The organism is Endozoicomonas montiporae CL-33 (assembly GCF_001583435.1).
Classification (GTDB): Bacteria; Pseudomonadota; Gammaproteobacteria; order Pseudomonadales; family Endozoicomonadaceae; genus Endozoicomonas_A; species Endozoicomonas_A montiporae.
The window spans coordinates 362558-385894 of record NZ_CP013251.1 but is presented as its reverse complement, the minus strand read 5'-3'; the positions used below and the strand labels follow the sequence as shown (position 1 = coordinate 385894).

Below are 23337 nucleotides of genomic sequence, written 5' to 3'. Positions count from 1 at the left end.
CATGTCTGTACAGGTCGCTTTTCAACCGGGCAGTATCGTAGCTGCCCGAGGGCGTGAATGGATTGTTCTGCCCGAATCCAATAATCAGATTCTGCACCTTCGCCCGATGGGCGCAGCAGAAGATGATAAAACAGTGATCTTTTTGCCACTGGAAAAGATGCCCGTTGAACAGGCACATTTTCCATTGCCTAATCCAAAAGCCTTTGGCACTCATGCAGCAAGTCGTTTGCTGCGTGATGCCATGATGCTGAAGTTACGCTCAGGAGCAGGCCCTTTCAGAAGTTTCGGCAATATTGCCGTTGAGCCACGAGCCTACCAGCTGGTGCCTCTGCTGATGGCTATGAAGCACGACACTGTACGTTTGCTGATTGCAGATGACGTAGGTATCGGTAAAACCATCGAAGCAGGCCTGATCGCAAGAGAGCTACTGGATCGGGGAGAAATCAAGCGCCTGACCGTACTTTGCCCACCGCATTTGTGTGAGCAATGGCAGGATGAATTGGAAAAACGCTTTAACATTCGAGCTGCAATCGTTCGAACTAGCTCGGCTGCACGGTTGGAACGGGGATTGCCACCCGGAACCTCCATTTTTGAAGCCTGGAATTTCACCATTGTTAGTCTCGATTACATCAAGTCAGACAAGCGTCGTGATGAATTCTACCGTTCCTGCCCCGAGGCAGTGATTGTCGATGAAGCTCACACATGCACCTTACGTGGTGGCATGCAAAGCAAACAGAAACGTTTTCAGCTATTGAAAGGACTGAGTGAAGATCCAGACCGCCATATGGTTTTGCTTACCGCTACGCCTCATAGCGGTGATGAAGAAGCGTTTTATAACCTTCTGGGTTTATTGCGCCCTGAGTTCATCAATCTTAAAGATGGCGTTAAAGATGCCCGCAACCCTTTACGCCAGAAACTTGCTGAGCACTTCGTACAAAGGCGACGTCCGGATATCGAAGAATGGCAGGATGATTCATCACTGTTTCCGGACAGGGAAACCACCGAAATCACCTATACCCTGACCGGTGACTGGGGAGATTTGTTCCGCTCGGTTATGGACTATGCCCGTGAACTGGTTGAGTCTGCAGGTGAGGACGACAAACGACAACAGCGCATTAATTGGTGGGCTGCTTTGGCATTACTGCGTTGTGTTTCATCTTCTCCTTCAGCGGCGGTCAGTGCTCTCAGAACCCGTTTAGTTGCTGCCAACAGTGGCGATCAGGATTTTAATCTCGATCAATTTGAAGAAATGGCACAGGAACGAGTTTTTGACGGAACAGAAGAAGCTCTGTCGGCTGACGATATCGAACCGGGAGCCAACACTTCTGATAGCCAGACACTTCATTCACTGATTGATCAGGCATCCGGTCTGCACGGTGCTGCCAATGACCCGAAACTCAAAGCACTGGTCAAACACCTGAAAGGGCTGGTCAAAGAAGGTTTTCAGCCTGTGGTTTTCTGCCGTTACATTGCTACAGCACACTATCTTGCTGAAGAGTTAAAAAAGACATTCAAAAAAGCCACCATCGAAGCGGTAACAGGTGAACTGACTCCGGTTGAACGTGAAGAAAGAGTTCATGCCATGGTCGATGGAGAAGCCAATGGAGAACAGCGGATTCTGGTGGCAACAGACTGTTTATCAGAAGGTATTAACCTTCAGGAATACTTTACTGCGGTCGTGCATTACGACCTGTCCTGGAACCCAACCCGCCATGAACAGCGTGAAGGTCGTGTAGATCGTTTTGGTCAGTCGGCTGAAGTGGTTCGTGCTACCATGCTTTATGGGCAGGATAACCCCGTAGATGGTGCTGTTTTAAAAGTTATTCTTCGTAAAGCTGATGCCATCCGCAAAGAGCTAGGCGTGTCCGTGCCAATGCCGGATGATGATAACCGTATTTCTCAGGCATTGATGGAATCAGTACTGTTACGTCAGGGAGCTGCTGCCGGTAAAGACTCTGTGCAGGGTACGGCTCAGGCCAGCTTGTTTGGTGATGTTGAAGAAGAGCTGGAAGCTGTCTGGAATTCGGCTTATGAAAAAGCCAAGAGAAACCGTACCATCTTTGCCCAGCACCGCTTAAAGCCAGAAGACGTGCTTCCGGAATGGAACAAAACCATGGCAGTCCTGGGTGGTGAAGACGATGTTAAACGCTTTGTCACCGCAGCCTGTCATCAGCTGAATGCGGCTTTGGAAGAAACGGATAAGGGCTACAAACTACCAACAGAAGCCCTGCCAGAAAGCTTGCAGGAAAGACTGGCAGCTGAAAGCGTAACAGGCACGCCACGTATAGATTTCCACTACCCGCCAAAGCCGGGTGCCACATTTATCCACAGGACTCATCCTCTGGTTGGCATTCTGGCTGACCATATGCTGGAAACAGCCCTAAGCGAAGGCGCTCATGAAGAAGATGCTATGGCGACTTTTTCTGTTGCACGATGCGGCTCTGTTTTCACCGACTCTGTCAGCACCAAAACAACCTTGTTGCTATTGCGTCTGAGAACTCAGTTAATGATTTCCCGCCCAGGTTCAGAACAGATATTACTTTGTGAAGAGCCAATGGCACTGGCACTGGAAGGCTCATCAGCAGATTCTGTCCTGAAAGGTCAGGAAGCCAGAGAGCTGTTAAATGCCAGACCTGTTCGCAATATGCCGCCACCCCTGGTTGAACGACATGTCAGCACAGCCATTCAGCAAGTACCTCAGCTTGAAGCTCAGTTGAATGAGCTGGCAAAAGATAAAGCTGAGCAGTTGTTAAGTGATCATCGTCGTGTGCGAACCGCTGCGGATGCAAAAGGTAGTTATAAGGTTCAGCCCATTCTGCCGGTAGATGTAATGGGTGTGTATGTGTTGATTCCGGCGCAGATGCCTATAGCGCAAGAAAAAAGCGACTGAGGCTGAGGGTGTAATTATGTCCAAGAAAACAACCGAACTGGCACTGGATGCCGTTCGTATCGAAAACGGGCTGCTTGCAGGTGAATACCTGAACAAGATCAGTCGTCTTGAAGCACTTCATCAGGAAGCGGGTGATTACGCCACGCCCAAAGGCATGAAGCTGCGTGATGAAATAGGTCGATACTGGCGTATTGCCCAGGCGCTTTGGCAGGAGTTTGAAGAGCGCCGCCATCGTACTGATATTCACCCAATGCAAATGACCAGAGAAACCTGGCTTGAACCTTTGTTCACACAGGTATTTGGTTTTGTTGACCTTAACGAAGTAGGAACAGTATTTCAGGGTGAACGTACTTTCCCTATTGGGTTTGCTGCAGTAAAAGGTGTAGCTCCTGTAGTCTTCGCCAGCTATCAGCAGGAACTGGACAGCAGTCATGACCAATTTGGTGAAGAAAACCGCAAACGCTCGCCATATGGTTTGGTGCAGGAATACCTGAATTCCACCGATGAATGCCTGTGGGGGCTTGTTACCAACGGTCTGCAACTGCGACTGGTCAGGGATAATCCTAGCCTGACCAGACCTGCTTTTATTGAGGTCGATTTAGAACGCATCTTCACGGAAGAGTTATATTCCGACTTTGTTGCCTGCTGGTTGTTAATCCATCGCAGTCGCTTTCAACCAAAGGCGGGTGAACCTGTTTCTAGTTGTATTCTGGAACAATGGAAAACACAAAGTAGTGAAGAGGGTGAACGGGCACGAGGATTATTGCGTACAGGCGTTAAAGAGGCTTTAAGAGCTTTGGGTACGGGCTTTGTTGCTCACCCTGAAAATAGAGAACTCCGGGAAAAACTCAGTTCCGGGGAGCTAAGTCGGGATGCCTATTTCCAGCAATTACTACGTCTGATTTATCGCTGCCTTTTTCTGTTCACTACTGAGTCCCGTGGTTTGCTGCACGAACCAGGAACAGAGGAGCATATACGACAACTCTATCGGGATGGTTATTCCATTGAGCAGATTCGGGAACGAGCCCTGAAACAGATTACCAAAGATAAGCATAGTGATCTCTGGCAAGCAATGCAGGTCAACTTCCAGTGTTTATCCACAGGTCAGCAATCCCTTGGATTACCAGCTCTGGGCGGTCTTTTTGCCAATGATCAGTGTTCAGATATAGATAATGCTCAGTTGGAAAACCGCTTTCTGTTGAAAGCTATTCGCCAACTGGCCTGGTTTCGCAATTACAAAGGTATTCTTACCCGAATCAACTACCGGGATATGGATACCGAAGAACTGGGTTCTGTTTACGAATCGCTGCTGGAACTGATTCCGGTAGTTCGTCAGGGAAGCCCGTGGCGGTTCGGCTTTTTGGGGGATGAAGAAGCAGCCTCTGGCAGCAAAGGTTCAGCCAGAAAGCTGACTGGTTCCTATTACACGCCTGATTCATTGGTTCAGGAACTGATCAAATCAGCTTTGTTACCAGTGATTGCTGATCGCCTGAAAGCACAACCGGAAAATCCTACAGAAGCTCTGTTATCCATTAAGGTGGTTGACCCTGCCTGTGGTTCTGGTCACTTCCTGTTGGCTGCCGCCCGTCGTATAGCTGCAGAGCTGGCAAAGTATCAGAGTACTTCTGGTCAACCAACAGAGCAGGAATACCGTCATGCATTGAGAGAAGTAGTCGCTCATTGTATTTATGGTGTGGATTTAAACCCGTTGGCAGTAGAACTGTGTAAAACGGCGCTCTGGCTGGAAGCGTTAGAACCCGGTAAGCCTCTTGGTTTCCTGGATGCACATATTCGTTGTGGTAATGGCTTGGTGGGTATTCTTGATCCAGCCATTATGGAAGATGGTATTCCCAAGGAAGCATTTAAAGCCCTGACTGGTGATGATAAAGCCGTTTGTACTGAGCTGAATAGAATTAACAAAGACGCTGCTAAGGGGATGGCTGTAGCCCAGCGTATAATTGGTGCTGATCTGGCTACTTGGGAGCAGATGCCGGAAGAAGATCTGGAGCAGATTGAAGCCAAGCGAAAAGCCTGGCAAGCAGCCCAACATTCTCGGGAAATGGAAGATGCACGACTGAAGGAAGATATTTTTACTGCTGCATTCTTTGCTCCTAAAACAGAAGACTTAAAATCCACTGTGCCTACCAATCTGACGCTGAAGCAAGTTATTAATGGCACAGAAATTCCGACTTTGGTTAGAGATAATATTCAGGAATTGGCAAAGCAGCATCGCTTTTTGCACTGGCCGTTGGCATTTCCTGAAGTCTTCGGTCGGGAAGAAGGGCGACAAGGGTTTGATGTTGTGTTGGGGAATCCTCCTTGGGAACGTATTAAGCTACAGGAAAAAGAATTTTTTGCGCCTCGTAGCCCAGAAATTTCGGATGCAAAAAATGCAGCGGCTCGATCCCGTCTCATTACAAAACTTAAGAGTGGTAGCGAGACAGAACAAGCTATATTTTCTGAGTTCATGAGAGCCAAGCAAGGGGCGGAAGCTACCAGTGCTTTTGCCCGTTTATCAAAACGCTTTCCTCTAACGGGGAAAGGAGATGTAAATCTCTATGCTTTATTTGCTGAAACAGCATTGGATATACGCTGTGAAAAAGGCAAAGCCGGTATTGTTTTACCCTTGGGGATTGCTACAGATGACAGTACTAAAGCCTTTTTCGCAAAACTGGCTACTACTGGGCAACTAGAAAAACTGTTTAGCTGTTATGAAATAAGAAAGTGGTTTCCAGGAACGGATGACCGTAACCCATTTTGCTTACTAACAATTGGTAGCTCAAATCGAGCACTGTTACTGTTTAGAGCAGAAAATATTGAGGACTTTGGAGTAGAAGAAAAGCGCTTTTCTTTAACTCCCGAAGAGTTTTGCAAAATTAACCCTAATACTAAAAACTGTCCGATATTCCGCTCGAAGGCTGATGCGGAACTAACAAAAAGAATTTATGAAAAAGCTCCTGTGCTGATACACGAGGGGACTCCTCTTGAAACGGAAAAAAATCCATGGGGAATTCGTTTTCAAGCGATGTTCCATATGTCAAATGATAGCGACCTGTTTCACTCCCTTGAGCAATTAAGAAAAATTGGAGCAGTGCCCCATAAAACAGGATCAGCTTGGTGGACATTTGAAAAGAATAATTTTATTCCTCTATATGAGGCTAAAATGGTTCATCATTATGATCACCGCTGGGCAACTTATGAACTGAACGGTGAGGGGCCTCGCGACTGCACTCTTGAAGAGAAGCAAGATTCAATATATGTCAATAATCCACGTTATTGGGTTGATCACTATCAGGTAGCACTGAGAGCTAGTGATTCTCCAAGTGAAGTGATTTCAGCTATAAAAAAAGATAAGCGGGATGAAGTAGACGAAGCGCTGAGTTTTTGGTTGGCAGGATATTGCTTGAAACAAGGTGATCAAAGAAGCGCTGATCAAATACTTGAGAGGTATTCTCACGACTCAAGTGGTTTATTTGCAAATCAACAGGACTATGATCGAGCAAAAAAACTTCAGACTGAATACCCATTAACGGCTGATCAATTTACAGCCTACCAAGAAGAAAGTGACAAAGTCGTCGCTCTTCATAAATTGCTGATAAGCCGCCTACCTAAGTTTGCCTTAGGATGGAGAGCCATTGGCCGTTCAGATGATGACCGAACAGCTATTGCAAGCATAATACCAATGAGTGCTGTTGGTAATAGTTTCCCTCTTTCTTTCGTGGGGCGTAATATTTCAGCGAAACACCTAGCAGCTCTTCAGGGGTGTGTTTCCTCTTTATGCTTCGATTTTGTCGTGAGACATAAAGTTGGTGGGGCTAACTTGAATTTCTTCATAATCAAGCAATTCCCTACACTTCCACCTGAAGTATTTAGTGACAAGGATTTAGATTATATTGCTCCAAAAGTTTTGGAGTTAAACTATACAGGTCACGATATGAAAGCCTTTGCCGAAGCTTTGGGCTATCATGGTGAACCTTTCAAATTCAATGCAAACCGTCGTCATCAGCTTCGATCAGAGCTGGATGCTTACTACGCCAAACTCTACGGCCTGACCCGTGACGAGCTGCGTTATATCCTCGACCCTGCTGATGTAATGGGTTCAGACTACCCTTCAGAGACTTTCCGTGTTTTAAGGAACAAGGAAATGAAGGAGTTCGGTGAATACCGCACCCAGCGTCTGGTTCTGGAAGCATGGGACAAGTTAGAGCAACAGGAACTTGAGCAAGATGTAACCGCTGAACCTGTGATGCCTGATTTTGTCTACCCAGGTGATGATCCGGTACAGCAGGCTTACTGTGGCCTCATTCTATCCACAATTCGTCAACTGTCGTCTGTGGATAAAAAGGTGGCTAATGATATTGCGAGGATTGTTCTTGATATCAGCCACAGGGAAACCTTCCTGGAAGATGAAGAGGCTTTGCCATTACCTAAAGCCCTTCCTGCTCGAAGTGCCAAGTACGACTTTGATCGGGCGATCACTTCACTGGAAAACCAGAAGTTGATTCGTCGCAGTTCCGGCAATAACTGGGCAGCAACCGATACCCAGAACAATGGCACAGCCATTATCCCTGCTGGCATAGAAGCATTGATCGCCCAGGCACTCAGGGTTAACGAAGCTGTTGAAGTCTTTAACCAACAAACAACCACTGCAGATAGTCACGACAGAAAAACACGTAAAAGCAGTTAAATGGAGGTAACTGTCCGATGATGGATCTGGTCTTTGCCAATAAAGAGCCGAAAGTCTGGGTTGAGAGAGTCGCTATTTTTGAGTCAAAAGAACATGGCTCACCCATCCGGGAGGTTGAGCTCGCCAAAGGGCTCAACCTGATCTGGGCAAAAGAAAATGCGGGTGATGAACCCAGTCTCGGACACGGTGTTGGCAAGACCAGTTTCTGCCGTCTTATTCGTTACTGCCTGGGCGAGGATAGTTTTGCTACCAAAGAGTTCAAGGAGCGTGTTCTTTTTGAACTCCCGGAAGCCTATGTTGCAGCGGTGGTCTGGATCAAGGGAATACAGTGGACTGTAGCCAGAGCTCTTGATGCCCGAAAAAAGAAGTTCGTTGTTCAGGAGGGAAACTTTGTAACTGTCTTCAGCGACAAGAATCAGCTTGACTGGAAAACGTATCAACAGGCTATTGAGCAGGCTGTGGTGCCAGATCAGTTGATTCTTCCCGTAAGCGGAAATGAAGTTTCATGGGGGCATGTGCTCTCCTGGTGCAGCAGGGATCAGGAAGCTTATCTGGGTGACTATTACACCTGGCGTGATACCCGCAGTGAATCAGATGCACCGGGATTCACTCACCCAAGTAAAGACCCGATCAATATGGTGCGGCTATGCCTTTCTGGTGAGAGTTCAAATGAGCAGAAACTCTCTCGCAAGGTAAAACAGCTGGGAAGTGAGATCGCTAATCTTGAGAAAGAAATCGCTTCACTGGAACGTGCGCCAAAGCTTGCCTGGGAACGTCTGGCAAAATTGTTGCGAAATCGTATTGGTGTCGATCAGGACGTTCCGGTATCCACCGATCAGCCTCAATTATTCCCAACTGACTTGCTGGGAAAGGCAAGAGGTGAGCTGGGAAATTATCAGGACGAAATTGAAAAACTGACTGGGCAGCAGGATGGTGTAAGAGAGCAACAGACAGAAGAGGCTGCAGAGCGTAAATTGGCTGAAAAAGACCTCAGGAAGTTTGAGTCTCTTTTAAAGTTGGAACGAAAAAGCTTCTACAAAGAGAGTCAGAAACGTGAAGAAAGAAGCAAGCTAAAAAAGCAGATACTCAACCCTTCAGATGAACTTTGTGAGCTGGGTAATGTCCGGCTAAGTGAATGTAAGCATATTCAAGAATTTCAAGTGCTTATCGGCTCAAGCCTGGACGAAAAGCGTAGAGAAAATGAAAGTAATGAGCTGTATCAGAAACGACTGACAGCTATCCGGAATTACAAAAGCAGAGTCAAATCTGTAGAGGAAACGATAAAATTCCACAGTCGAAAAGAAGGTCTGCTTGAATCTGATTACAAGAAACTACAGCTGAAGATTCAATCTGTTACTGCCCTGCATGCACAACTCAATCAGAGCATTGATGACTTAAGCGAATACGACGACATCCTCTCTGGCAGAAGCGATTTCAAAGAACTCAATGATCTGAAATCAAAGCTGCAAAAGAAAACGCAGGAGCAGCACAGGGAAAGTCAGAGCCTCGACAGCGCCAGCCTTTCTCATGCTGCAACCAGCAAGAAACTGACAGAACTCTACAAGCAAATCGTCCACGAAGTTTTCCCTGACTACACCGGCGAATGCATATTAGGTGCTTCAGTGCCGTTCCGCATACGTGGCCGTGGAGGAGAAGCCCTGCATATCTCAGAAGTGCTTCTGGGGGATATCTGTACGCTTTTGTACGGAGCCAATAAAGGTGTCACTCACCCCGGCATGTTGATTCATGACAGCCCCCGTGAAGCGGATATGGGTGATAATTTGTATCAGAAGTATGAGCAGTTACTGGTTCAGCTACACCAGCTGGGCGTGAGTCAGGATGCTTTTCCTTTCCAGTACATTGTTACTACCACAACCGGACCGAGCTCTGAACTAATAGAGCAAGGAGTGGTCAAACTTATACTTCACTCCGGCAATAAAGATGGATTCTTGTTTAAGCAGTCCTTTTCCGGGGGCGAACTGCTGTGAGTGGAAAGCTGACAAAACCACGTCATTAATGAAAAAAATCAGTGCTTTCAGCATCTTTCTACGAGTGGAGAATAATCAGATATAAATTCAGAGGGAGGGTATATGGCCGTTTTTCAAGGTATGCCACCTGCAGATATGGGAAAGTTTATTCTTCAAGCCAGAGAGCGTGTAATCTACAGTGCTCCCTCCATTTCTGATGATGTAGCTTCTGCTTTGATCGACCGATACACCGCTCTGGATCAGAACAGCTGCATCGTTATTCTGGATTACGATGAGAATGTTTTCCGGCTCGGTTATGGTCGAAATGAGTCCATACAGATGCTTGTTGATGCTGGCGTTGAAATTCGCAAGCAGAAGGGGCTCAGAATCGGAACATTACTGATCGATGAGAAGGGCTGGGCATTTAGCCTGGCTCCTATGGCAGTTGAAAGCCAGAACCAGGGTGATGGAGTCAACGCAATTCAGCTTCATGGAGATCAGGTAAAAGCGATAGTTCGCTCTATAACACCACCTTCAAACCCAAAAAAAACTAATGTCCTTTATGAACCAGGGCCTGAAGCAGATATCCCTGGAGTGGAAATTGGTTCAGACTTTCTGGGTCCGGAAGAAATCAAGAAAGTCACGAAATCCATTACAGATAACCCTCCTCAGGCTTTTGACCTGCAACGAATCGTTCAGATTTATAAGACTCACCTCCAGTTCGTTGAAATCGAGCTGGAGGGAGGGCGAATAGAGCAGCGTACTTTGAAATTTTCTGACGAACTCATGGAAGTTATTTTTGCCGGGAGCAAAGAGGTCGAGAAAAAAGTAAACGCTAGCTACAAGCTAATTGAAGACATAGAACTTAAAGAATTCAAAAAGCTCCGCAGTGAATATCAGCAGCTAAGAAACGATTATGCCCCCAACCTGGGCAAGCGATTAGGCAGGGTTGTACTTAAAACCCGGAGAGCTGAGTTCGATGAAAAGGTTAAAGGCTTGCGAACCAGGTTAAACGATTACTGTAACAGCTCTAGAGCCACTATTAAGTCCAGTATTGAAAAGTCACTTGAAGGACTGGCAGAAGAGCTGTCTCCAATAGTCTTAGACAAACCGCCTCAGTCGCTACAAGCGCGATGCAGTAAGGTCACAAAAGAAACTGCCAAGCAATACCTGCTCGACATGCTGATGAAAAGCGCACCTTCTGCAGACAAGCTCCTTGATAAAACAAGGCTACATTGCACCTATAAAGATGTAACTTATGAAATGCTGAAAGAGCCAGAGTTCCAGAAGCAGATCAAAGAAAAATTTCCCTATGAGGAATGGGTGAAGCCTCTGGATGAGCTTGAGGCTGTTGAGTCGAAACAATAATTTTAAGCCCTCTCTCTTTGGATGGAGGGGGAATCCAAGCTAGTTAGAATATAGGATACGGTGTTATATGGAAGCAGTAAAAACGGACATTGCTGGTCATTTGGAGGAACTGGCTTCAGACGCCCTTTCAACAATGGATGATGTCGCCAGTTCTGCGCAAAAGCTAATGCAGAATGATAATGGTCTGAATTCTCAGTCGATTATCAGAAACTCATTCACAGAAACTGGTGCAACCCAAACAGTCAGCGATATGAATCGTAGCAAGACTGAATCATTAAGCCAGCTTACAAGAGAGCCTGCCATTTCAAGGGTGGTTGTACTGGATGATGATGAAAATGAAGAAACTTATTTTATATGCAGAATCGACCCTTATGGAGCCAATGCAGGGGGGCGGTTGGTAAACTATAGGGCCCCTATTGGAAGGATTGCTGCAACCCCCGTTGGTGAGGAAGTCATCATCCATACTCCCAAGGGAGACAGGTATCTTGAAGTCATTGAAAGAACTTCTTTGAATCCATCTCAGATAGGTGATGAATGGGACTCAAGAAATAGCAATTTTGAAAACATTGATACCGGTTTCAGGCAGATAGCAAGCCTTCGAGGTTTGTTGAAGTCACCGGTTGAAAGCGAAGAAATAGACTTCTTCGATGATTATCTGGATGACGATGCTGACGACAACATCAGAGATTCCATTCAGCACGAAATCCTGACCAGTATTGGTCTTAGAGACCAGCCAATTCTGGATAAGTTTCAGGATGAAATCTTTCGAATGCCTCTGGATAGCCAGCTACTGATATTAGGGCCTCCAGGTACAGGTAAAACCACTACTTTGATTCGGCGCTTGGGCCAAAAGCTGGATATCGCTTACTTAACCGAAACAGAGAAGGCAAAAATCGGTGAAGAGACTGACCATAAGCGCAGTTGGATAATGTTTACCCCGACTGACTTGTTGAAGTATTACCTTAAAGAGGCTTTCAGCAGGGAACAGGTTGCAGCGTCTGACCTGAATATTAAAACTTGGGATGCCCAGAGTCGTGATCTTGGTCGAAATGTTCTGGACATTTTGCAGTCAGCCAGTAAAAAATCTGGATTTATTCTCAAAACTGATGCTGGGCACTTGAAACCTGAAGTCAATGAAGCAGCGATAGACTGGTATGAGTCATTCAGGACTTATCACGAGGAGAGTGCAGAAAAACACCTCAAAGATGGCATCAAGCTTTTGAAGAAGGTAAGCATCACAGATGTTAAGCCTCTGGCAGAAAAAATAAGCAGCATTGTTGAGGCTTCTGGCTCTCTGATGGCAACCTATAGCCAGATATTTATGCTTGAGGCTGAAGTCAAAACCGTACTGGATAAGCTCAAGCAAGAGTCTGAAAAAGAAATTCGCAAAGCCGTTAACTCTATTCTGAACAAAGAGAAGTCTCTGGTTGGTGAATTTGCAAAGTTTCTCTCTACTGTCAAAGCCTCATCCGAAGATGAAGATTCTGATGAAGTTTATGATGCCGATGAGCCTGAACCTCAGAATTTGGAAAAAACACCGAAGAAAGCGGCTGCGCAAGCACTGGTCTCTTTCATCAGAGCTTATGCAAGGGTCACATACCAGAAAGGCAAATTTGGAAAGACAACCAAAAATGCCAAGATTGCTGAATGGCTAGGAAATCGTCTACCAGACAAAGAGCTGCTTCTCGGTATTGGTAAAGTTGTATATAGCCAGAATGCACTTCGTCGCTTCACGAAATTGGCAAATCGTTACACAACAAGTGTACCGAAAAGTTATCGTGCTTACCGTAGGAGCTGCCTGAAAACAGAGCAGTGGTATCACTCATCTCCACAGCAAGCCAGTCATATTGGTCAGCAAGAGCTGGATTTGATTATTCTGCTCATGCTTGATTGTGCCAGAGATCTTTTGCAGCAACATTTTGTACGCATGAATCTGGAAGAGTTTTCCACCCTCAAGATTATTTCCGATCAGTTTAAGAATCAGATTCTGGTCGATGAGGCCACTGACTTTTCTCCAATACAGCTGGCATGTATGGAGCGTCAGACCAGCCTGAGCACCGGCTCTTTCTTTGCCTGTGGTGATTTCAATCAGCGAATTACTGATTGGGGAACAAAGAGTAAAGACGAGTTCGAATGGGTATCCGGAAAGATCTCCCATGAAACGATTAATATCGTTTATCGACAGAGTCAAAAGCTGAACTCATTTGCAGGGAAGCTTCTGGAGCTAATGGGAGGGGCAGCTGAGGAGAAAGCAACACTTCCGGAGCATGTCGATCATCAGGGTGTTTCTCCTGTTCTGCTTGAGCAGTATCAAGACACAACTGAAGTGGCTGATTGGCTCTTTGAGCGAATTAAGGAAATTGATGAACTGGCAGAAGGTGGCAGGCCAACAATAGCAGTTTTGGTGAACTCTGAAGAAGAAGTTGTTCCCACAGCCAATGCTCTCAATAAATTGTTGGAAGACATAAACCTTCAGGCAGAGGCTTGCTCAAATGGTAACACCATTGGAGAAGGCAGCTCTGTCCGTGTTTTCGATATCCAGCACATCAAAGGGTTGGAGTTTGAAGCGGTGTTCTTCCTGGGGGTGGATGCACTGGCTGATGAGAAACCAGATCTTTTTGAAAAGTTCCTTTATGTAGGAGCTACCCGTGCTGCAACATTCTTGGGCTTGGCGTGTAAGAAAGAGATGCCTGAATCGCTGGAGAGTCTGGTTTCAGAGATGAAATCTGAGTTTAAAGCAGCAGATTGACCTGTATTCCGATTGATAAGGCGTTAACTATGCTGTGGTTTTATCTACAGCATAGGTTCAGTCGGAAAAATTAAAAAAACTTTATCATCAAATCAAAAATATTTTCAGTTTTGCCATAACTTTAAATTGTAGGACTAAAAGTCCTCTCTTTTCTAAAAACCAATCTCCCTTAATGGAGGCAGTATGGAATACAATCAGGCTCAGGAGCTGCTCAGAACATCACTAGACAACCCGGAGGCTGAGTTCAGGGATGGACAATGGGAAGCAATAAATGCTCTGGTCAATCAACGGCAGAAACTGCTGGTTGTTCAGCGCACCGGCTGGGGTAAAAGCTCGGTCTACTTTATCAGCACCAAAATCTTCCGTGACCGTGGGCGAGGTGTGACCATTATTATCTCACCACTGCTGGCTCTTATGCGCAACCAGATTGATTCTGCAGCGAGACTGGGTGTTGAGGCGGTTACTTTGAATTCAACCAATCGGGATGAATGGGAAACCATTAAAAACCGAATCCTGGCCAACCAGGTTGACTGCCTGCTGATCTCCCCTGAACGACTGGCTAACGATGATTTTATCAACAATGTCCTGATGCCAATCTCTGAAAACATCGGTTTGATGGTGGTTGATGAAGCGCACTGTATTTCTGACTGGGGGCATGACTTCCGACCAGACTACCGTCGTATTATTAATATTCTTCAGCGCCTTCCAGCCAACACACCGGTATTAGGTACTACAGCAACTGCAAACAACCGTGTGGTAGATGATATTCAGAGTCAGCTCGGTGATATTGTGGTTCAGCGTGGCCCCCTGATTCGAGACGGTTTGAGCTTGCAAACACTGGAATTGCCTGACCAAGCATCAAGACTTGCTTGGCTTGCCCAGACCATTCCACAATTGAACGGCACAGGTATTGTTTATGTACTTACCAAACGGGATGCTGATCAGGTAGCTGGCTGGCTTGTTGAACATGGGATTAATGCCAAAGCCTATTACAGTGGCGTCACTGATCCGGCTTTTGAAACCAGTGATAGTTACCGCCAGCATTTGGAAGACAGGCTGTTGAACAACCAGCTGGATGTACTGGTAGCTACCACTGCTTTAGGCATGGTATGGTGGACCCCACTGTCAAGACAGTAAACCAACAAATTTAAGTTAAGTCCTGGCAGTGGTCCAAAGCCCTCATGCAAAGTGAATTGCCTTAGGCGTTTTATAACTCAACGACTGGTGTAATCGTTCAGTGTTGTAAAACTCAAAGTATTCATCCAGCCCAGTATAAAGCTCTGGAACAGTCTGAAATTCATGCGTGTACAGCCATTCATGTTTGACGGAGCGCCACAGCCTCTCGACAAAAATGTTATCCAGTGCTCGCCCTTTCCCGTCCATGCTGATACGTATTTCCCGTTCCTGAAGAGGTGCCAGAAAATCATTACTGGTAAACTGACACCCTTGGTCAGTGTTGAATATATCAGGTTCACCTTGTTCCAAAGCTCGACCCAGCGCATGAATACAGAAGTCTGCATCCAGTGTGTTCGACAGCTCCCAGCTGACCACGTAACGGCTGTACCAGTCAATAATGGCAACCAGATACATAAACCCCTGAGGCATCGGGCAGTACGTAATATCAGTACTCCAGACCTGATTGGGTCTCACAATATCAACGCCGTTCAACAAGTACGGGTAAACCTTATGCTCTTTGTTTCTCAGGCTTGTGCCCGGTTTTGGTCCGACAGCCTGTATGCCCATCAGCCTCATAAGTCGCTGTATACGCTTCCTGTTGACCGGAAAGCCCTGCTCATTCAGCCATGCAGTTATCTTACGACTGCCGTAAAACGGTGTACGTGTATACTGCTCATCAATGAGCCTCATCAGATTCAGATTCTCAGGGCTTTCCAAAGCTGGAGAAGCTTGGTAATACCAGCTTGACCTGCTTAACCCAACCAGTTCACATTGGCGCTGAATGCTGATCTTCGAGTGATCCGGGTCTATGCATCTCCGTTTGTCATCAATGGACATTGCCAGATTTTTTTTTCAACCAGTCCAGCTCCATTTTAAGCCGTCCGATCTCCTGATACAGGGGGGCAGTGAGCGCATCTGGATCTACCTCTGGCCGTGCCCTGCCGAAGACTTCTGGAACCCCCTGGAGTAGCTGTCGCTTCCACTGGCTAACCTGAACGGCTGCAACTTCGTGTTCGCTTGCCAGCTGGTTTATGGTCTTTTCGCCCTTGTAGGCTTCGAGTGCTACCTGTGCCTTAAATTCGGGCTTATGTCGTTTTCTTTTTGCTGTCATGATTCCCTCCTGCAGGGTCATCTTACAGCCAGAAAACTTAACTTAGCTACCTGTCCAGTTTATGGGGTCCATCATATGGGCTACGACAAGCCTGACCTGGCTTATGTTATTCATTACCAGGCTCCGGGTTCTATTGTTGCCTATTACCAGCAGGTTGGCCGGGCTGGACGTGGAATTGCTTCATCCATTGGTGTGCTGCTAAGTGGTCGGGAAGATCGAGATATTCATGAGTACTTCCGTGGCTCCGCATTTCCCTCGGAAGACGAAGTTAGTCAGATTCTAAATGCTCTGGATGACTCTGATGGCTTAACGGCCAGGGAACTGGAAGAGCACTCCAATGTCAGCAGTGGGCAGATAGAAAAGGTTCTAAAGATGCTGAGCATCGAAAACCCTGCACCTATCTTTAAGGATGGTCGAGTCTGGAAACGAACTACCAACCCGTTCTCAATGGATCATGATCGTATTGACCATCTTACTCAGCAAAGAGAAAGTGAATGGCAGGAAGTTCAGGACTATATGTCTACTGACGTATGCATGATGACTTTTCTCAGAAATGCACTGGATGATGGCAATCGGGAACCTTGTGGTTGCTGCGCTAATTGTTTGGGACAGAATATCATTGCTACAGAAATCCAGTCTGATATTGCTCATCAGGCAGCAGTTTTCCTGAAGCAGGCAGAAGCGCCTATCAAACCAAATGTACAGGTTGCTGCAGGAGCATTTGCCCAATATGGTTTTCGGGGTAACCTGCCTCAAGGGTTGCGTGCTCAGGAAGGGCGAGTCCTTTCCCGCTGGGGAGATGCAGGATGGGGCTATATGGTTGCTGAAGACAAACATGACGGTCACTTCCGGGATGAGTTGGTGACAGCTACAGCCGAAATGATTCGTGAACGCTGGAACCCTGAAGAGTTTCCTAAATGGGTTTGCTGTATTCCTTCACGTAATCACCCAGAGTTGGTTCCAAGCTTTGCCCGGCGACTGGCCGAGGCATTGGGGCTTCCATTTATCGACGCCATCGCAAAAAACAGAGACAATAGCCTTCAGAAGCTGCAGCAAAACAGATATCAGCGTTGTCGCAATCTGGACGGGGCTTTTGCAGTCACTGAATGTTATTCAGCACCTGTTTTGCTGGTTGATGATATTGTGGACTCAGGCTGGACTTTCACTGTTGCAGCAGCCTTATTACAGCAGGCGGGCAGTGGGAAGGTATATCCAGTTGCACTGGCCTCCACCTCAACAGGTGACTAATGAGTTTTTCAGAAAATACACAGGCAATTTTGCTGCTCAACACATACTTCTCAAAGCCTGAAAGAGGAGCTGTAAAACCTTTGACCCCCACGGAGTGGGGGCGCTTTGCGTTATGGCTGAAAGACCAGAAGCTCTCACCTGCCCAACTATTGCAAAAGAACCTCTCTAAACTACTGGCAAGCTGGCAGGACAAAAACATTACCTTTGAGCGCATTAAGGCATTGCTTGAACGTGGTAATGCCATGGCGCTTGCTCTGGAAAAGTGGCAGAGAGCGGGTGTCTGGGTGATTACTCGCTCCGACGATTGCTACCCGAAGCGGCTAAAAGCACGGCTGGGTACTTTAGCTCCTCCTCTGTTTTTTGGGGTAGGTAATCAAGACCTTCTCAATCAGGGTGGCCTGGCTGTAGTGGGTTCCAGAAACGCTTCACCAGTTGATTTGGCGTTCACTGATGCTGTTGGAGCCAAGTGTGCTTCCAATGGTATCTGTATTGTTTCCGGTGGAGCCAGAGGTGTTGATGAAACCTCAATGCTGGGAGCTGTGAACGCACATGGAACTTCAATCGGTGTAATGGCAGACAGCCTGCTGAAAGCAGCAATGGCTAAAAAATGGCGTAGCCACCTTGCCAGTAACAACTTGGTTCTGATCTCTCCGTTTTATCCTGAAGCTGGCTTTAATGCGGGTAATGCCATGGCCCGCAATAAGTATGTCTATTGCATAGCTGATGGAGCACTGGTAGTGCATTCCGGTATTAAAGGCGGTACATGGAGCGGTGCTCTGGAGAACCTGAAAAAAGACTGGGTTCCATTGTGGGTTAAGCCGACTGAAGACAGAGCTGCAGGAAATGCAGACATCGTTAATCAGGGCGCTCACTGGTGTAACAACAGTATTGATGAGGTTGTTGTAACTGACCTGTTTATCAAACATCGATTACAACCGACACAGGCTCCAACTCTGGACTTGTGGGGAGCGGAAGAAAGGTCTGTTTCACAGAATAAGGAACTAGAGTCATATTCTTCTGTCTCTACGGTAGGTAGTGAAGTCGGGGAGAGCCAGCCTAATCTTCCCGAACAGGAAGGTATACAGGCAGCTAATGACAGTAAAGCAAAAGCTGCTCCAAAGATTCAGGACGAAGTCGTTGCAGACGCAGATTTGACTGCATGTAGAGAGCCAGATCTGGAGCCTCTTTATGACTTCTTTCTGAAGCATCTGCATTCTTTGTGCAGTACCCCTATCGCACCTGATGAAATATCTCAATCTCTTGGGCTGCATAATAGCCAAGTCAAAGAGTGGCTGATGCGTGCAGTCGAAGAAGGCATTCTAGTCAAGAAAACACGACCAGTTCGTTTTCAATGGAGTGAATTGAAGAAAACCATTCCAAAGAATCTGAATTAGCTGTACGAACTACCTTGGAGAGGAGGGTGTCAGATTAGATGTTGGTTTCCACGTGTTACTCGTTATTCTGTAAATTCGAAGTCATAAGTTCACGCAGTTTTTTTAATTCATCGGAGACATCTTCAGGGGATACTGTTGTTTCAACTTTAGAAGCGTCTTCAGTCTTAGAATGAGAACATGCGGCATCTTCAGTATCAGAACTGTCAAAAGTTTCCTGATATTGAGCAGCTTCTCGCTGGTCTTCTTCAATAAGTTCTCGAATGGAATCTAAGTCCTCAAATGCATTTGGGCCTGTACCTCTCAAGGCTTCAATGCCTTCGTGAATAATAGTCATCTTGAACTTGTAAACGTACTCCAGAACCTGATCATTGATCTCATCTATTTGGTTGTTAACGAGATAGCGGTTACAGCGATGCATGAAACTGGCCAGAATTGCCGGAATGCCCTGAGTATAATCATAAATCTGTTTGTAATACGATTTTGACTCATCATCAGCTTCATCACTGTCATCCAAGTCAATTTTATTGTTTGCCATAAGGTTAATCCAAAAGAGCTTAACCAATTTTTTCCAAAACTGGTCTTCTGGTTTGCAACGGGTTATCTCATGGTAAAATCCTGTAGCAATTCTTCTTATAGCACTAAAGTCTTTTGTTTTCTCGCTAGTGAATAGTAACCACATTTTTGTTGTTCCAAGATACCAAACTGATAAACCGACACAGTTAACTAAAGCACTCAAAAAAGCGGTTAATCTCTGATGTTCTTTGTTGTTTAATATGTTTTCAGAATCATCAATAACCAGCATTCCTACATTGTGTAGTGTTGTTGCTATTGCCATTTCAAGCTGCAAGACATCAATACTCTTGTTATAACTGCTTGCCTTGAAGTAACAATCCTTTCCTTTGTTCCCAAGAAGATAGTCGAGTGTTGCCAAATACTGCAAACAGCAGCCTTTTTCAGATCCGGATGGAAGAGAATCAATTTTTGTCCATGGAATTTGTGTTAGTCGCAAGGGCTGACCCTTATATTTTCTATGACAGATAACATTAGGAATTAAAGATAAAATGCTTTCAACTATAAAAGTCTTACCGACTCCAGTGCAGCCTATTAAAACACTGGTCTTAGTGCAAGTTGAGCAAGAATCTCTTGGCGTAAACAAATACTCAGTTCTATCCTTTAACTCATCTTTATCCTTTTTATTTTTCGGGCATAGTTTGGTAAGATGTCTGACATTTTCGGCTGACAAGGGATTTCGGAACACGTATGTATCCATAAGAATGTCAGTTACTTCATTCCATATTTCAAACCATAAATCACTGTCAGGCAAACAGCAATCCATCAAGCCCATTGATAACAAAGATTGCTGCTTATGAGTATACTGATCCAAATTAATAAAATTATTATTATCTCGATCTTGGTGGTACGGTAATTTTGCAAGAGCTTTAAATAGATCTTCCTTGGAAAAGTCGTGGTTATTCTCTGATTTTGAAATCACAGAATAAAGTGCTTCTGTGAGAGGGTTGTTCGAATACCTTTTCAGGCACGGCTTATACTCTGGATTATCGATAATATATCTTTTAATACGTCTATTTACATATTGCTGGATATCTACTTCATCAGCCATATCAAATGCCTTTTATGAAATCGTCAAATAATTCATCTTTATTTTCACTACGCTTTTTCTTCGATTCTTTGGGTTTGATTTGTTCCGTTTTATCACTATTTACTTTTTCATCAAGAATCTTTTCATATGCAGTTTTTTTCTTAAGATCTAACATCGCTTGCTCTAAATCCTTATCTTCCTTTATGTTTTTCCTTCTAGCTCTGGCGACAGACTTTCCTTTCTTGGTCTTTTTAAATGCATCTTTTACAATTCCCCTCCTTACCTTGGTGGTTTTTGCTTTATTTTCTGCATCCTCTTTTTTAATAACTCGATCTTCACACCTATCATATTCAAGTTGAGAAGTAACTTGATGGATATGCATATTAACAAGCCTTCTGCTACGTGAATGTATTCTACATTTAGTAATTTGATTATCTTTCTTTGAAATCAAGTATAAAAAATTTACTGAGCCTGCAATCCTGTGGCCAGTGTAATAGTCTGCTATCAATGAACTATTAAAGTTATTGTGATATAGGCGAACAAATTTTTGTATGTCTTTATTCGCGGGCTGATAGAATATTTTGTCCTGCCCTTTATCTTCCAATGTATAAACACCTTTTTCATTTGCTCTGATTGTTACTTGTTCGCTCAAGGTGATCAGCATTAACTTGGTGTCAAAATTGCCTGACGGTATTCCATAACTATTACAATTTTCAAGCCCCCACTTCCATATTTCTACTGGTTGTGGGCGTACTCCATCCCGAAGCATTTGAGGCGTAAGGTACTTTCTATCCAATAACCTCCGGTTTATATCATAAGCCACTTCTGCTGAAAGTTTGTATATCTCTGGCATGACTATACAAGCCATCTCTGCAGGGTGTTTATCTCCCCTTGCAATAGCCTTAATGACAGCTCCAGGTAATCTATGAAAAAGTGTTTCATTAAATATTTTATTTGTACTCTCGACGAGAGGTTTTTGATCTGGTCTGTAAGCTGGGCATGCAGACGAAGCAATTACATTAAGCCTACCGTGAATAATATTTTTTTTTGGAGTAATAAATTCAGAACCTCTATCCCCTAGATTCTCATAGCTTATGAGCTCACATGGCCAATCTTCATCATTAATTTCAATGCCCCATATTTCACCCATTATCGACTTCTTCATAAAGGCACCAAGTAGCGCTTCCATAAAGCGAGCAAGGCATGGGTCTCTAAAATCTATTGATGACCAAGTGAGCATACCGGAAAATACATCAACAACATTGTATTGAAATGGTTTTCCTGTAGTATTCTCCTTTAAATACTCATAATCACTACCAAGGTAAGTATCTACAGTGTTCGCATCAATTGCATATACATGAGCAGGGCCATCGGCAATATCATTCATCGTGCCATAAGACTCTTTGTAATCCTTAGCAAGATTTTTGCTGCCAACTTTTCTTTCGAGTTTATCAAAATTATCGATTAGTTTAGGTAGCCAATCCCTTAGTTGAGTCTCTGATATTCTTTGCTTTTTGTATTTTATTTTACCGTGTGAGTCAATTGATTCTATGTAATTATCATACCAAATAGCATTCAATAGTGAGACATAATCATTACAGCACTCACCAGATGGTCTATGTAATTTTTTATAATAATTTTTATATGCTTTTTTAATTATCTCCTGTGCATCAGTATCGATATTTATTGTTACAATATCCTCCTTGTATTTTCGTGGTCTGCCACGAATTTTTGTATCCTTAGTTACAGTTCTTATTTTCCCCCTTGCCCCTTGTAAAAATCTATCAGGAAGTAATGCTCTCTCAACCCTTCCGTACATTAAAAACCTATATATATAAAGATAAACAGTTGTTTTGTTAACTTTTTCCCCAGAAGGACTTATTCCCTTTGATCTATTTATGCACTCCTTTATCAGTTCTTGCCCAGACGAGTTCCTCAATATCACATCATTAATCGCACCAATAGCAGGATTTATAATTTCATATCGCCGGTTCATCTCTTTTAGTGAGGATTCTGGAATATCTTCTTCAGGCAGCAGAAGATGATATGGCGTCTCATAAACAATTTTTTTGATTCGCTCTTTCTGGATGTCTGAAAACAAATCACCTCGCTCAACTTTATACAGCTTTCTTGGACGTTTACAGATCTCTACAAGGTAAGTGTGAGCATCACCTAATAGGACAACCCTATACATTCCAGAGTTTAGTGACTTGGACTCTACAACCTGTAATGCATCATCGATTTGGATGCTTCTTTCTGTATGCATTTTTCAAGCCTTTCGGGAAAAACTCTGAATGTATCGACTCTTATCATCGAGGTGGGCTCTAAGAACTCATCTAGTGAAAACTCAATTACCTTGTTCCAAGCTAATAATGAAAATATTTTCCTAATACTATCTAGAGATAAATCCAAGAGTTTTGATAGGTCTTTTTGGATATCAACAAATCTAATATCACTGGTTATTGCAGTGATCTTTTTACAAAAAGCCAGAAAGAAATCAGAAAGTCTTTTCCTGTCTTCTTTAGTAGCATTATTTCCAGCATACAGAGCTTCCAAATTTTTGAATTTAATTTTTGGCGCATCTGCATCTCGAATTGGTATCCATGACACTCCATATCTTTCACTACTCATTTTTTCAATAAGAAGTTTTTCTTCAAGCCTTGTCATTGTTTCATCGCATAACTCCTCGCTTATGAACTTATGAATATCTTCATCGCTTTTAACTGAGTGAAATTCGGCAAATTGCTCGCAAGAGTAAAATACTAAAGCATCGACTGTAACAATAGCCTTACCATTCAAGTGGTGCCTTAATCCATATTTTTTGGCAAGCTGCAGGCTAACGCTGGGGGTAATTGCATATTGCTCAAAGTATGAAGTTACCCGATCATTAAACTCAAGGTTAATAAGGAAATGTCTTCTTTCCAGCGGTGAAGCAGCATAAACCATACGCTCCATTTTTACGCTATAGAACTCTGTAGATGTAGCATTTGAGCTGAATGTTTGCTGATTTATGAAGCCTTTATAAGGCCCTGACACGCTTTCTGCAAGCCACTGTTCGTAAATCAGCTTAAGGTCAATAGCCATGATCCATACTCTCAAAGTCGTGTAAATCTACGACTTTGAGAGTATGGATCATGGTAGGCAAAG

Annotated in this window: 12 protein-coding genes; 8 read left to right on the top strand and 4 right to left on the bottom strand. The window is 44.6% G+C overall.

The features are described 5' to 3' along the window. The first annotated feature begins 1 nt into the window (after window position 1). The 6 genes from EZMO1_RS01710 (at window position 2) to EZMO1_RS01685 (ending at window position 14798) form a co-directional block, all read left to right on the top strand. On the top strand, window positions 2-2890 hold the full coding sequence (locus tag EZMO1_RS01710; RefSeq protein ID WP_034879465.1) for a helicase-related protein: 2889 nt from the start codon (window positions 2-4) through the stop codon (window positions 2888-2890). Window positions 2891-2906: 16 nt separating this feature from the next. Beyond that, window positions 2907-7577, top strand: a complete 4671-nt coding sequence (locus tag EZMO1_RS01705) for an Eco57I restriction-modification methylase domain-containing protein (protein WP_051790701.1) — start codon at window positions 2907-2909, stop codon at window positions 7575-7577. 17 nt (window positions 7578-7594) lie between these two features. Then, on the top strand, window positions 7595-9565 hold the full coding sequence (locus EZMO1_RS01700; RefSeq protein ID WP_034879466.1) for a coiled-coil domain-containing protein: 1971 nt from the start codon (window positions 7595-7597) through the stop codon (window positions 9563-9565). Between the two features lie 102 nt (window positions 9566-9667). Further along, entirely contained in the window at window positions 9668-10912 is a 1245-nt protein-coding gene (locus tag EZMO1_RS01695; protein ID WP_034879467.1) for a hypothetical protein, read from the top strand. Window positions 10913-10979: 67 nt separating this feature from the next. Continuing rightward, window positions 10980-13661, top strand: a complete 2682-nt coding sequence (locus EZMO1_RS01690; RefSeq protein ID WP_034879468.1) for an ATP-binding domain-containing protein — start codon at window positions 10980-10982, stop codon at window positions 13659-13661. A gap of 183 nt (window positions 13662-13844) precedes the next feature. Next, window positions 13845-14798, top strand: a complete 954-nt coding sequence (locus EZMO1_RS01685) for a DEAD/DEAH box helicase (protein ID WP_082212363.1) — start codon at window positions 13845-13847, stop codon at window positions 14796-14798. 42 nt (window positions 14799-14840) lie between these two features. On the opposite strand, the gene EZMO1_RS01680 is transcribed toward EZMO1_RS01685, so the two are convergent. Next, a protein-coding gene (locus tag EZMO1_RS01680; RefSeq protein WP_145912435.1) for an IS3 family transposase occupies window positions 14841-15948 on the bottom strand; the annotation gives its coding sequence in 2 pieces (ribosomal slippage) (window positions 14841-15681 and window positions 15680-15948; 1110 coding nt in all). Window positions 15949-16023: 75 nt separating this feature from the next. Here EZMO1_RS01680 and EZMO1_RS27505 point away from each other — a divergent pair. After that, the gene (locus EZMO1_RS27505; protein ID WP_034879469.1) at window positions 16024-17196 is read left to right on the top strand and encodes an ATP-dependent DNA helicase RecG; all 1173 of its coding nucleotides are present in this window, start codon (window positions 16024-16026) and stop codon (window positions 17194-17196) included. An 80-nt stretch (window positions 17197-17276) separates the two neighbouring features. Beyond that, on the top strand, window positions 17277-18590 hold the full coding sequence (locus tag EZMO1_RS01665; protein ID WP_222842178.1) for a DNA-processing protein DprA: 1314 nt from the start codon (window positions 17277-17279) through the stop codon (window positions 18588-18590). Window positions 18591-18645: 55 nt separating this feature from the next. Here EZMO1_RS01665 and EZMO1_RS01660 read toward each other — a convergent pair whose 3' ends face one another. Genes EZMO1_RS01660 through EZMO1_RS01650 form a run of 3 tightly spaced genes read right to left on the bottom strand, consistent with a single transcriptional unit; the run spans window position 18646 to window position 23274 of the window. Beyond that, window positions 18646-20211 carry an AAA family ATPase gene (locus EZMO1_RS01660; RefSeq protein WP_034879472.1) on the bottom strand — a complete coding sequence of 522 codons (1566 nt, stop codon included), beginning with the start codon at window positions 20209-20211 and terminating at the stop codon, window positions 18646-18648. A 1-nt stretch (window position 20212) separates the two neighbouring features. Further along, window positions 20213-22456: a hypothetical protein gene (locus tag EZMO1_RS01655; protein WP_145912434.1), complete on the bottom strand. Its 2244-nt coding sequence runs from the start codon at window positions 22454-22456 to the stop codon at window positions 20213-20215. Beyond that, window positions 22408-23274 carry a TnsA endonuclease N-terminal domain-containing protein gene (locus EZMO1_RS01650; RefSeq protein ID WP_034879475.1) on the bottom strand — a complete coding sequence of 289 codons (867 nt, stop codon included), beginning with the start codon at window positions 23272-23274 and terminating at the stop codon, window positions 22408-22410. Before EZMO1_RS01650 ends, EZMO1_RS01655 begins: the two co-directional genes overlap by 49 nt. Window positions 23275-23337: the final 63 nt, after the last annotated feature.

Excerpts from the sequence above, each read along its gene's own strand:
- EZMO1_RS01695 (WP_034879467.1), top strand. The coding sequence starts at position 9,668 with ATGGCCGTTTTTCAAGGTATGCCACCTGCAGATATGGGAAAGTTTATT.
- EZMO1_RS01710 (WP_034879465.1), top strand. The coding sequence starts at position 2 with ATGTCTGTACAGGTCGCTTTTCAACCGGGCAGTATCGTAGCTGCCCGA.
- EZMO1_RS01685 (WP_082212363.1), top strand. The coding sequence starts at position 13,845 with ATGGAATACAATCAGGCTCAGGAGCTGCTCAGAACATCACTAGACAAC.
- EZMO1_RS27505 (WP_034879469.1), top strand. The coding sequence starts at position 16,024 with ATGGGCTACGACAAGCCTGACCTGGCTTATGTTATTCATTACCAGGCT.
- EZMO1_RS01650 (WP_034879475.1), bottom strand. The coding sequence starts at position 23,274 with ATGGCTATTGACCTTAAGCTGATTTACGAACAGTGGCTTGCAGAAAGC.
- EZMO1_RS01690 (WP_034879468.1), top strand. The coding sequence starts at position 10,980 with ATGGAAGCAGTAAAAACGGACATTGCTGGTCATTTGGAGGAACTGGCT.
- EZMO1_RS01705 (WP_051790701.1), top strand. The coding sequence starts at position 2,907 with ATGTCCAAGAAAACAACCGAACTGGCACTGGATGCCGTTCGTATCGAA.
- EZMO1_RS01660 (WP_034879472.1), bottom strand. The coding sequence starts at position 20,211 with ATGGCTGATGAAGTAGATATCCAGCAATATGTAAATAGACGTATTAAA.
- EZMO1_RS01655 (WP_145912434.1), bottom strand. The coding sequence starts at position 22,456 with ATGCATACAGAAAGAAGCATCCAAATCGATGATGCATTACAGGTTGTA.
- EZMO1_RS01700 (WP_034879466.1), top strand. The coding sequence starts at position 7,595 with ATGATGGATCTGGTCTTTGCCAATAAAGAGCCGAAAGTCTGGGTTGAG.